The sequence below is a fragment of the Paraburkholderia sp. PGU19 genome (assembly GCF_013426915.1).
Classification (GTDB): Bacteria; Pseudomonadota; Gammaproteobacteria; order Burkholderiales; family Burkholderiaceae; genus Paraburkholderia.
Window position 1 is genome coordinate 1,353,502 of record NZ_AP023181.1, and the last position, 12,362, is coordinate 1,365,863.

Annotated in this window: 7 protein-coding genes and 1 pseudogene; 7 read left to right on the plus strand and 1 reads right to left on the minus strand. The window is 58.3% G+C overall.

Annotated features, from left to right (window positions below; genetic code table 11):
* Positions 1–23: 23 nt before the first annotated feature.
* The 6 genes and pseudogenes from H1204_RS35790 (at position 24) to H1204_RS35815 (ending at position 9,305) form a co-directional block, all read left to right on the plus strand.
* Positions 24–1,433 carry a PLP-dependent aminotransferase family protein gene (locus H1204_RS35790; RefSeq protein ID WP_180733452.1) on the plus strand — a complete coding sequence of 470 codons (1,410 nt, stop codon included), beginning with the start codon at positions 24–26 and terminating at the stop codon, positions 1,431–1,433.
* A gap of 759 nt (positions 1,434–2,192) precedes the next feature.
* On the plus strand, positions 2,193–2,456 hold the full coding sequence (locus tag H1204_RS35795) for a hypothetical protein (protein WP_180733453.1): 264 nt from the start codon (positions 2,193–2,195) through the stop codon (positions 2,454–2,456).
* A gap of 1,233 nt (positions 2,457–3,689) precedes the next feature.
* Complete coding sequence (gene imuA / locus H1204_RS35800) at positions 3,690–4,397, plus strand: translesion DNA synthesis-associated protein ImuA (protein WP_180733454.1); 708 nt, start codon at positions 3,690–3,692, stop codon at positions 4,395–4,397.
* Positions 4,327–5,793, plus strand: a complete 1,467-nt coding sequence (locus H1204_RS35805; protein ID WP_180733455.1) for a DNA polymerase Y family protein — start codon at positions 4,327–4,329, stop codon at positions 5,791–5,793. The genes imuA and H1204_RS35805 overlap by 71 nt, the downstream gene beginning before the upstream one ends.
* Positions 5,794–5,797: 4 nt before the next feature.
* Positions 5,798–8,943 (plus strand): annotated as a pseudogene (locus tag H1204_RS35810) (error-prone DNA polymerase).
* A gap of 20 nt (positions 8,944–8,963) precedes the next feature.
* Complete coding sequence (locus H1204_RS35815; RefSeq protein WP_180733456.1) at positions 8,964–9,305, plus strand: DUF2471 family protein; 342 nt, start codon at positions 8,964–8,966, stop codon at positions 9,303–9,305.
* A 26-nt stretch (positions 9,306–9,331) separates the two neighbouring features.
* Here H1204_RS35815 and H1204_RS35820 read toward each other — a convergent pair whose 3' ends face one another.
* Positions 9,332–10,264, minus strand: a complete 933-nt coding sequence (locus H1204_RS35820) for a DUF1571 domain-containing protein (RefSeq protein ID WP_180733457.1) — start codon at positions 10,262–10,264, stop codon at positions 9,332–9,334.
* A gap of 690 nt (positions 10,265–10,954) precedes the next feature.
* Between H1204_RS35820 and H1204_RS35825 the strand changes: the two genes are divergently transcribed.
* Positions 10,955–11,410 (plus strand): DUF3788 domain-containing protein, encoded by a 456-nt coding sequence (locus tag H1204_RS35825; protein ID WP_180733458.1) that lies wholly within the window; start codon positions 10,955–10,957, stop codon positions 11,408–11,410.
* Positions 11,411–12,362 lie beyond the last annotated feature (952 nt).

The following is a 12,362-nucleotide window of genomic DNA, read 5'->3' on the forward strand; positions in this document are numbered from 1 at the left end:
TTCCAACCGACTGGGACATCGCGATGGACTTACCTGACTTCAAATCGCTGACAGACCAGGAGTCGCCGATTTATTTGCAGCTGTATTGGCGGTTTCGAAATGCAATCGCCACCGGCAAGCTGGCTCCTGGCGACCGCGTGCCTTCGATTCGAAGTCTCGCGAGTGAGCTGAATCTCGCACGCGGTACTGTCGAGGCGGCATATCAGATACTGAGCAGCGAAGGCTATCTGATAGGACGCGGACCTGCAGGCACAATCGTGTCTCCACAGCTGGATGGGCGCATCGGCGCTACGACACCAGTTGGGTCGAGCGTTCTTCGCCGACCAAATCAGGTCAAAGCATCGGGAACCAGGCCTTTACAGCTGGGATTGCCCGCACTGGACGCTTTTCCCCGGAAAACCTGGGTTCGGCTTGCCGGGCGCAACTTGCGCTCGATGAACATCGGGGACATGGTCAACGCAGATTCCAACGGATATGAGCCGCTACGACGGGCGATTGCCGCATATCTGGCGGTTTCCCGCGGCATCGCGTGCACGCCCGATCAGGTCTTCGTAACTGCGGGATACCGCGGAGCACTGGAATTAATTCGGCGGACCTTGTTCCAGCACGGTGATACCGGGTGGTTCGAGGATCCTGGCTATTTACACGCTCGACGGTTCCTGGAAGATGCTGGCATGCAATTGGTTCCCCTGCCGGTAGATGACGACGGCCTTAACGTGGAAGCCGGCCTGCGTCACGCCGTTGACGCCCGGTTCGCAGTGGTTACTCCGACACATCAGAGTCCCTCCGGCGTCGCCCTTTCATTGCCGAGAAGGTTGGCATTACTGGAATGGGCCCAAGCTCAGCGCGCCTGGATCGTGGAGGACGATTATGACAGCGAGTTCCGGTACGACGGCCGTCCCCTTCCGCCTCTCAAGAGCTTGGACCACGGAGGGCGCGTACTATACGCTGGCACGTTCAGCAAAGTGCTATATCCGGGATTGCGTCTCGCCTACCTGGTGGTTCCGGAACAAGAAATCGGCAAGTTCCGTAACTCGGTGGCTCAACTGGGCAGCAGTCCCGTCCTTTTTCAGGCCACGGTGGCGGATTTCATGGAACAGGGCCATTTTGCCCGGCACATTAAGAAGATGCGCTCACTTTATGCGGCGAGGCGCACTTATCTGGTTCAGGCTCTGGCTCAGGTGTTCGGTGAGCTGTTGCACGTGCCCGAGCGCGCGGGCGGCATCCATGTGCTCGGGTACTTAAAGCCAAAGTACAACGATAAGGCATTCGCGGCCGCGGCAAATGCCGACGGCTTGGCGGTCATGGCGTTGAGCGAATGGCATATACGCCGGCGATCGCCCATTGGCCTGCTGATGGGATTCGCAAATATCGCCACTCCCGAACAAGCGCTACAGCAAGTCCGACGGTTGAGAAAAGCCCTTGACGGTTGATTTGCACACGATCATGAGCCGTCTGCGCGACGTTGTAGTTTGCAGCTGGGCTCAATCGCAAGGCCAGCAGAGGGGACGACGGGAAATCTGCCGACTTCGTTTTTCCATGCAAGGACGAAGATCGGACGATCCGCCACGCGACGCATTCGACGGCAACGACACGCCTAGGTACTTGCTTCGCCAAACAATCGTGAGCGAAACTACGACGTCGACGCTCGTCCGCAGGAAGCGGTGTACAGCAAGCCTCGCATGCGGGCGTTTCCCTAGTTTCCACGCGAAAGGTACGCGGGTCGCTCCTCATCGATTTCGTTCGGTGCACCCGCCGGTGTTGCTCGAAGCGCCCTGAGCTGCGAATCGCCTTTTTCTCTGCCGTCCGGCCTTCGGCGCCGAAGCGCTCTCGCACCTTCGTCCGCTTCAGGGCGCTGGCCACCGATACCACTGCGTCGCCCTAGATCAGGCACACCTCTTTATGCGATAACAGCAACCGCTTCTATGGCGATCGGTTAGCACTGAGATCGATTGCGTACATCGAATTTGCGGACTTCCGAGTCGAAAAACAGGATTTGCGATTTGCCGGAGCGCCATAACATCCTCTTCATGTGCAGCACCTGTAACCACGGGTCGTGTATCTCAAAATACGCGTCTGCCATAGAAACGGAAACTTTTATGGTTTTCGCTTCTGAATTGACGAGTTCGTCGGGGAACGTCCCGCATGCCTCGACGCAATTTTCAAAACTTCACCATACTATGGAGTCGTTCATGGGTAACAAGATTATCGCGTCGTTGGTTGTTGCAGTGTCAGTCTCCTTCGCCGCACCCGTCTTTGCCAGTGGCTACGGTCCGGCGCCGTTTTATCAACCAGCTGCGGGCGCGCCTACTTCGCAACGTGGTCAAAGCGCACAAACCATCGCGACAGAATTCGCAACCGCGGTCACCCGTAATTCGTATGGCAGCGACGAGACGATCAACACACAAGCCGGCTCAAAGACAAAGATTGCGCTGGGAATCCATAACCGCCTGTAAGCACTCGGTTGACCGTTGGGTTTGATTGATCCGCAGGAGCGCTTGCGGATCGTCGGGTCACGGTGGGGTCGATAGATGACATCGTCCCCGCTGCGACAAATGGTAGTCATCTATTGGTCGAGCCAGGATCTTCGTCGCCGGCACATCTGCTCCACCTTCAATCTGCGGTATTGTCCGACGCCTGACTGGCGTGAATCGGCACAGTATCGGCTACGCTTCTTGTCCTGTTCGATGTGGCACCTGCGACTGCATGACCTTATCGACCCTCTTCTTGGACCACTTCTCTGACCATTCAACTTGGCCTCGCCGGATAAAGAAGTGAGACAAGCAAGGGGCATCCGATATCAGAATAGAATGGCTGACGGTGGGACGCCGTCCCAATATCACGAGCTCGTGCCAATCCGCCAGATTCAGCATGACCCGGTGACCACATCTGCACGCGCGGTTCAAGCCGGCCATTTCAAAGCGTCGGCTGTTTAGCGCGTTGAGTTCGGCAATCCGAGGCAGATTCCTATATTCCCGATCATGAGCGTTCTCTGCGGGCAAGTACTGTGTGCAATTAGTTTGTCAAAAACGCTGCGCTCGCCGCCAACGATTCGAATAGATCCGTATAGGCCGCTTGTGTCCTTATTCAACCCCACGCCGTAGCTTGAAATGCGTCACCAAACAAAGCTCTGCTGGCTGGCCATTCGTCACACTGTCTCACGACCCTGCCTAATAAGGAACAGTATGGACCAGCGATCGGAAGTTCAATTATTCTGAGGCGCGTCACGCCAGCCGCCGCCGAGCACCTTCCGCCAGCGCATTGACGCCACTTACCTGAGTTCGTTACACAGTAACGGATTCTGTGGGTTCTCGTATCGGAGCGGCGTGAACTATGGTCACAGTCCCATCGGCGTTTCATACTGTACGCCTCGACGATCCAGGATGATGGGTACCAGACCGCCGGGCCACGATCGAGCCACCGGGACGAACATCGCGCGCACAACCGGAGCCGACCGCTCTTCGTTTCGTCATCGCGCGACGCGAACACTGACAGCCGTGTACGCGTCGGTGTCAACTTTGGCGCCGCCGAGCGCCTGGCGGCACTCAGGGTCGAACGAGCGGGCGTGTACCGTGTCAGGCAGCCGACTTCGTGGCGACGTACACGGCTCAACTGAGACAAGGAGTGCTAGCGAAACCGACATCCAGTCTATACTGTGTTTTTATACAGTACTTAACCTTGGAGCGGCCATGAGCGCAGTCCTGCTGCCCGAAGCAATTCATCCGGACCTGTGGAAGGGAAATCAGCTCGCCCGCGGTACGGCGAGGGTGGTCGATTGCGGCAATGCCGACCTTGCGGCGGAATTGCCAGGAGGCGGCTGGCCGCGCGGCGCGCTCACTGATCTGCTGGTCCAACAGCATGGATGCGGGGAGTTGCGTCTACTTCGAATCGCGTTCGAAAAGCTCTCAGCAAAGCCGCTCGTATTGCTGCAGCCACCGCACACAGTCCAGCCGACGGCCCTCGCCTGGTGGGGCCTGAGTGCCGATAACCTGATGACCGTGAAGGCACCCAAGACCGCCGACGCATTGTGGGCAGCCGAGCAAATTTTAAGGGCCGGCACGTGCGGTGCGCTTCTCTTCTGGCAGGGTCACGTCCGGGCAGAGTCACTACGGCGTCTTCATCTCGCTGCGCAAGCGTCGGAGTCACTATTTTTCTTGATTCGACCGTTGGCAACGACGCGTGATGCATCGCCGGCGCCATTGCGACTCGCGATTCGTTCCACGAAAGGTGGCGTAGCCGTTGAATTCGTCAAGCGTCGCGGCCCGGCGCGCGACGAGCCACTGTTCGTTCCCCTGACGCCCTCCCCGATTTTGAATGTGAAGCGCCATGCAACTGTGGATAGGAGTCCATCTCCCGCTGTTGTGCCTCGAAGTGTTCCGGCCGAAGTGGTCGTATGAGGCACCTGATGGGCTTGCCGTGCTTGAGAAGGAACGCGTCATCGCGGCTGATTCGCTTGCGCGCCGCGCTGGCATACGTATCGGAATGCGGCGCGGCGGCGTTCTCACGCTCGCACCGCATACCGTCATGCACGATCGCAACGCCACGGGCGAGGTCGACGCTGTACGAGAGCTTGCCACTGGGCTTCTGAATCTTTCGCCACAGGTAGTTATCGCCGAAGAAAGCACGGTGCTTGTGGACGTGTCAGCGAGCCTGCGCCTTTTCGGTGGAATCAGATCGCTCCGAAAAATGGCGCGCGGCGTGGCTGACGCCATCGGACTCTCTGCGACCGTGAGCGTGGCACCGACCGGGCAAGGGGCGTGGATGCTGGCGCGTCATCGAGGAGGTATTGCTCTGTCGCACGCGTCGCTTACTCGTGCCCTCGGCGACCTTCCCGTTGGATTGCCGATACCAGCACGATGTCATATCGATTGGCTGACGGGCATCGGATGCGAGATGGTCGGCCAACTTATCCGCCTGCCTCGCGCAGGATTGAAAAAGCGCTGCGGGACAGCATTGCTGGACGTGCTCGATCGCGCATATGGAGATTCACCCGAAGTGTATGAATGGTTCGAGACGCCAGCAACTTTCCATGCGCGCGTTGAACTCCCTGATCGCATCGAACACGCAGAGGCATGCCTTTTCGCAGCCCGCAGGCTCGTTGTGCAACTGACAGGCTGGTTGTCGCAGCGCCAACTGGCTGTGACCCGGATTGCCCTGCTGCTCGAGCATGAGCGCGGCCGTGATGCAATCGAGCCAACAACGATCGACGTGTCGCTCGCAGAACCAACATGGCGCGAGGATCATCTTGTCCGATTGTTAAAGGAGCGGCTCGGACGCACGGATCTCCCGGCTGCCGTTATAGCGCTGCAGCTTGTCGTACAAAAGGCTTCTGCTGCAGAACCAGCATCTGACTCGCTATTTCCGGAGTCGGGTGGCACGGCCGCTGATCACGCGCGTCTGATCGAACTTCTCGTTGCGCGTCTCGGCGCGGAAAACGTGCTTCGCGCGGCGCCCGTTGCCGATCATCGTCCGGAAGTGGCTGCGCGCTGGGTACCTGTTACGGAGGGTGCGAAGTACGAGCCGCCAGCCGTTGATACGCCGCGCCCTACATGGCTACTGGATGCACCGATCAAGCTCCTGATGCGCGGCGAGCGGCCATTCTATGGCAGCCCACTGCGCACAGTGTCGTCGGGAGAACGTGTGGAGGCAGGATGGTTTCGTGGCGAGGTCGTGACACGCGATTATTTCGTTGCAGAGGCCGACGACCACATCTGCTACTGGATCTATCGCGAGCGTATCGGCGCTATCGCGGAAGACGAACCGCGCTGGTATCTGCACGGGCTGTTCGGGTGAAGCCATGTCTTCAGTTTCCTTTGGCTTGCCCGGTTACGCCGAGCTTCAGTGCTTCTCGAACTTCACGTTTCTTCGCGGCGCGTCGCATGCTGAGGAGCTAACCGAACGCGCCGGCCGACTGGGCTACGAGGCGATCGCCATCACGGACGAATGCTCGCTCGCGGGCATCGTCCGAGCGCATGTTGCGGCGAAAGAGTCGAACGTGAAGCTGCTGGTAGGGGCTCACTTTCGCGTGACGAATGCCGACGGCTCCCCGGCCCTCGCCTTTACCGCTATCGCTCAGAACCGCGACGGATACGGAAACCTCTCGGAACTGATCACGCTCGCGCGGACGCGCACCGCAAAGGGCAGCTATCTGGTCTACCCGCATGACCTGGACCACCCGGACGCGCCGTATGGCCATCTGCGGCGGTTGCCCGACTGCCTGATTATCCTCACACCCGAATTTCCAGCGAAGGAAGCGCGGCTCATGGCACAGGCCGAGTGGGCAGCAGAGACATTCGGCGACGATCGCTGTTGGTTGGGGCTTACGCTGCACGCTCGCGCGCTGGACGATGTACATCGCAATGTTGTCTATGACGTGGCCGAGCGGCATGCGCTACCTGTTGTTGCGACCGGCCAGGTGCTGATGCACGTGCGCTCGCGCAAGCCCCTGCAGGACACTCTGACGGCCGTTCGTTTGAACAGGCCGGTGACTGAGTGTGGCTTCGAACTCATGCCGAACGCCGAACAGCATCTGCGATCACGCTTGCGGCTTGCCAATGTGTATCCATTGGACGCGCTTGCGGAAACATTGAATTTTGCATCGCGCTGTTCGTTCAGGCTCGACGAGCTTCGGTATGAATATCCGGACGAACTCGTTCCCCCGGGATCACTCCGACCGCATACCTGCGTCGTGAGACATACTTCGGCGCGCGGCGGCGCTATCCACGCGGCATCCCTCACGGAGTGCAGACGCAGATTGAACACGAACTGACGCTCATCGCCGATCTGAAATACGAGCCGTATTTTCTGACCGTCTATGACATCGTGCGCTTCGCGCGCAATGAGGGAATCCTTTGTCAGGGACGAGGATCCGCGGCCAATTCTGCCGTTTGCTTTTGTTTGGGCGTCACAGAGGTTGACCCCGATCGGAGCAGCATGTTGTTCGAGCGCTTCATCAGTAAAGAGCGTGGGGAGCCCCCGGACATAGACGTCGATTTCGAACACCAGAGACGGGAAGAGGTTATTCAGTATATCTACCGTAAATACACACGGACTCGCGCGGCGCTCGCGGCCGCAGTGACCACGTATCGGCCGCGCTCGGCGCTACGTGATTCGGGTAAGGCGCTAGGCATCGATCCCGTCATCGTCGATCGCGTTGCAAAGGAGCATCACTGGTTCGATTCGAGCGCTGATCTCACCCGTCGTTTCATAGACAGTGGGCTCGACCCAGAAGCTCCGATGATCCAGCAATGGGCGACGCTGGCAGCTCAGCTGATCGGTTTTCCGCGACATCTTTCGCAGCACACAGGCGGCTTCGTGATCGCGCGCGGCAAGCTTTCCCGACTTGTTCCCATCGAGAACGCGTCGATGCGAGACCGCAGTGTCATTCAATGGGACAAGGACGACCTCGAGGCGCTCGGCCTGTTGAAGATTGACGTGCTCGCGCTGGGCATGTTGTCGGCGATCCGGCGCACACTCGAACTGGTGTCACAGCGCCGTCGGGAGCCGTTTGAGATGCAGGACATACCGCCCGAGGACGAAGCCACGTACGACATGATCTGCGCGGCAGACACGGTCGGCGTTTTCCAGATCGAATCGCGGGCGCAGATGAGCATGTTGCCGCGTCTGAAGCCGCGCGAGTTTTACGACCTTGTCATTGAAGTCGCTATTGTGCGACCGGGCCCCGTACAGGGCGGCATGGTTCACCCGTACCTACGTCGCCGGCAAGGCCTCGAACCTGTGACTTACCCAAGTCCCGACGTCGAGCAGGCGTTGAAGCGCACGCTCGGCGTGCCGATCTTTCAGGAGCAGGTGATGCAGGTCGCGATGCTGGCGGCCGGATTCAGCGCTGGCGAAGCCGATCAGCTGCGACGCGCGATGGCGGCGTGGAAACGCAAAGGCGGGCTTGAGCATTATCATGATCGCATCGTCCAAGGCATGCTCCATCGCGGCTACGATCGCGAGTTTGCCGAGTCGATCTTCGCGCAGATACAGGGCTTCGGTGAATATGGATTCCCGGAGAGCCACTCGGCCAGCTTTGCCCTTCTCGTCTACGCCAGCTCCTGGTTGAAAAAGCACGAACCGGCCGCTTTCCTCTGCGCGATGCTGAACAGCCAGCCGATGGGCTTCTATTCACCTTCACAGCTTGTGCAGGATGCAAAGCGGCATGGGGTTGGCGCGCTGCCGATCGACGTCATGGTCAGTGGCTGGGATTCGTCGCTCGAAGGCGACGGGAGCATGGCACCCGTCCGTCTTGGTATGTCCATCGCGCGCGGCATGCGTGAAGAAACGGCGCGTCGAATTGAAGCCGCTCGCGCCGTCAGACCTTTCCGAGACATCGCGGATCTCGCAAACCGTGCCCAGCTCGATCGTCACGACCTGCAGGTACTTGCGGCCGCGAACGCGTTGAAAGCGCTTGCGGGAGATCGGCGTCAGGCGCTGTGGACTGCCGTCGCCTCAGTGCCGGAAAAGGATCTTTTGCGGGCGACGGCGCGCGAGGAAGAGGCGCCGGCGCTCACCGCACCCACGGAAGGACAGGACCTGGTGGCTGACTATCGCTCAACGGGCCTGACGCTAGGCCGTCATCCGCTGGAGTTGCTGCGACCTAAGCTGCTGTCCATGCGATTAATGCCCGCTGAAGTGCTGATGCGATATCGTAACGGGCAACTCGCGCGCGCCTGCGGCATCGTCACGGTGCGTCAACGTCCGGGCACGGCCAACGGCGTGACATTCATGACGCTGGAAGACGAATCCGGGTCGGTCAATGTCATCGTTTGGCAATCGGTGCTCGAGCGGCACCGGCGCGAAGCACTCGGGTCTTCGTTGCTAGCGGTATATGGCGTCTGGCAGAGCGAAGGCGGCGTAAAGCACCTCGTCGCGCAGCGACTCGTCGACGTTTCGCATCTGCTCGGCGAACTGCCGACGACGAGCCGGAATTTTCACTGAAACCACTGCGGAGAACTTCAATGCCGAACAGCATCCTGTTTAACGCGGAGGCCGCCGTCCTGGAGGTCGTGCCGCGCGTCGTAGAGCGGCACAGGGCGAGAGGAGTCCTGACCTGGAATTTGCTTCACAAGTTGGAGGAAGAGGTGTTGGCAGAAGTCTCAACGAGTGGAAGATTCAGCGAGCGCCTGTTGGAAATGATCTGCGCGCCCGCGGCCCTCTCCTATCCTAACGACAATCGGCCCGCTTCCTTTGAGGATCACGAATTCGTCCCGACGGTCTTTCACGCAATCGAGAAGGCATGGCGGCATGTGAACGGAGAGCGACTCTCGTTTGCCGTATACGGCGACGCGCGGCTAGCTTGAAGAGCGAATCGATACGCTACGCAACACTATCGCCCCAATTCTCCCTTGCACCAAGCACCGGGCGCGTGGACACCTGCCGAATGAGGGAACTCGTAAGCCGGATTATGTGGATTGAACGCATCGTCGGTCCAGGTACGGGGACTGATATGTTCAAAACTGATCTCCTCAATCAGAGTTCCGTCCATGTCAGTAGCTGTGACCCCGCGTAGCTGCGCACGATGCAAATCCAGCATCAAACTTACGCGCGGTGCGAAGTGCGCCGGAGGTCCGTATTGAGAATCCCATGTCAACGCCAGCACCTTTCGACCGCCAACCGTCGGCACATCGATATGAGTAGGCTTTGCGCTGACGCCTTCTGCTGCGAAGCTAGTCATATCATGCTCAAGTGTACGAAGAACAAAACCTATACCGAGGTCACGGATACTATGTCGTGACCGGATCTTTGTGAACGTGCCGTCGACAGCGAAGCTACCCGACAGGAACCGCCATGGGCCACCAAAATGGCCCATGAAACGTTTTTCGTCACGAGTTTCATCGTAGATTATTTCCTGTCCCGCATGTGCACCGTCCGCCAACCATTTAGCGTAAATGCGTCGCGGACTATCCTGGCAACGTACTTCGATATGGTCAGCTTTCGAAGGCCAATACCCATTCACACGCTCGCAGCGACGCATTTGATATGCGTGAGCATTGGCCGGGCCGATTGCAATACGGATATACGCGACTAATGCCTGGGGAGTCATTTCGGAGATTAATTCGACAACTTCTGCCTCCGACATCGAGGCAAGTGCTCCGCCATCGATGCGGTCTCGGAGCGCACGCGCCTGCCCGGAAGCAGACAAACAAGCGAAATTCCTGATGTCCCCCGCAGCCGGTGTACTATGGTCGGGACCACAGGTTTCAGATGTCGTATCGCTCATTTCAAAAGATTTCACCGGTACAGTCAGGACCGCTGACATCGCGCAAACGATTCCTATAGCAGACAGCCATCTTGTTTAATTTGTCAACTTGAGGAATTGCTCGTCAATAGGTGCACGGCTTGACGCCGCTTTACTTTCTGCAGCGTTTTGTTGCCGTTTGCGGCTCCATCTCATAAATCTGCGAAGACATTGCATAGTCGCCCCGGTCGGTGGCCATCAATGGCGGCAAAAACGACAATGTGCGACGGGTCGATCGACATCGTCATTATCTAAAGATAGCGGTACGGGAGTAGAACACTAACCACTCGATTCGTCGGAGTAGGGACAGTTATCGCAGTCACCGGCCTAATTTTGTTACTGCGTAACAGCACGATGATTATGCTCGACTTTGTCGGCGTTGCTGAAGCGACACGCACCCGCCTGCGGCCGCCGGACATCACTCAGCCCAGACGGTGCTGAAAGTGTCAAGATGACCGCACATGACTCGGACCAAATCGCGTCATATCGCTGTGATGAGACAGCGTCGCCGAATGCCGTCAAGGCCGTTACGCAGTAACCGAAGATGATGAGTTGAATTTGATATCAGTGCCGCTTATTTACGGCCTGCAGAGGATATGAAAGAGTCTTGAAAAGCAAAACCACTTGCCGGAAGCTCATGTAAGATCGCCAGCAAGAAAAGCACCTGCGCAACCTGAAGCATTCCGCCTATAAAGAGGAAGAGGAAAGCACATGAAACAGTCTCCCCAAATCGGCGACAGGATCACCGACAAATCGGCACCGCCCGATGAGCGAACCCTACGCAACTGGATGGGGTCCGACGCGTTCAGGCATTGGGTCAGCCTACAGACTTGGATCGAGGCATCCTACCCCGGTGTTTTCACGCCAGACTGGCTCTATGGCGGCAAGAAACGCGGTTGGTCACTGCGCTACAAGAAGACCAAGGCCTTCTGCACCTTGCTGCCTGAATACAAGATGTTGTCCGTTCTTGTGGTCTTGGGGCGAACGGAGCGGGAAAAATTTGACGAGCGTCGTTATTCCTGGAGCCCGAAGTTGGTGAAGCTCTACGACGAAGCCCATCCATACCCCGATGGAAAATGGTTGACCGTGGCCATCTCATCCTTAGATGATCGACATGAGTTGATAGAGCTTGTGAGTATGAAGCGCCCTCCACCAATGCGCAGTTGAATATCGCCGAAGCTTAACTCGTGGCGCGGCGCGGCCCCATTTTCAGCCGCTCATGGTCGCGCGGGCGCCGTTTTCAATCGGTAGGTTGACCCGAAGAGACTTTCGCGCAAGCTGCGTTCTTACGGCGGAGTTATCGAAACCTTTGTGAACGAGTGCCGTTGTAGGCCTCGCCACATCGCTGGCTTTCCCTCCTGCCTTACGGAATTTCCCAGTTCAAAGACTTTCCGATCCTCATAGTCACGTTGCACTCGAACCCGTCGCTTTCCGACGGTTCTGGACTCCCTTGTGCATCGAAATAAAATGGTTGCTATACGCAGCATCCGAACCTTTGCCGCCTGCCTATCGGACTAGGCTCAAAGCAATCGATGCCGCACAAAGAGCGCCCGATTGTCATCGTTACGTCGGCATTGGACTCGTCGCCCGCCGACGTATCCGGACTTCGTTCGCGCCTGAAGTGCGGCAAGCGGATATTCAGCGTAATGCCGCAAAATCGGCTCGTGATTGTTGAGGCGATCCAGGCTAGATAGCGTCAAGCAGCATGGCCGGTCGGCCAAGATGATTGTCGCCGCGCACCAGGCCGACGGGCGGTGGGCCGCCCGCCCACAAACTGCCCAAAGGCACCGCACGCAACGACGCTTTCAAGGCAATACGAGAGGCACACCACTTCACGGAATTTGCTTTTCACACGCGCGGTCGCACACGAGAATGCAACCGACTTTGCCGACCGGATCAGTTCGCACGAAACCCAGACCATTGCCACGCGTGTCGTTAAGGCACTTGAACAGTACCTCTTCGGAAACGGAGCCGTCCACGGTTTAAAGAGGCTCAGCGCCCGCTGCACAGTCTCGAAGGAAAGAACAACAAGGGCATGCTGCGCTGGGATGCAAAAGCCGGCTCGCTCTAGGTCGAAAGCGGCTGGACTATCAAAGTCAAGATGCCCGATCTGCAAGGG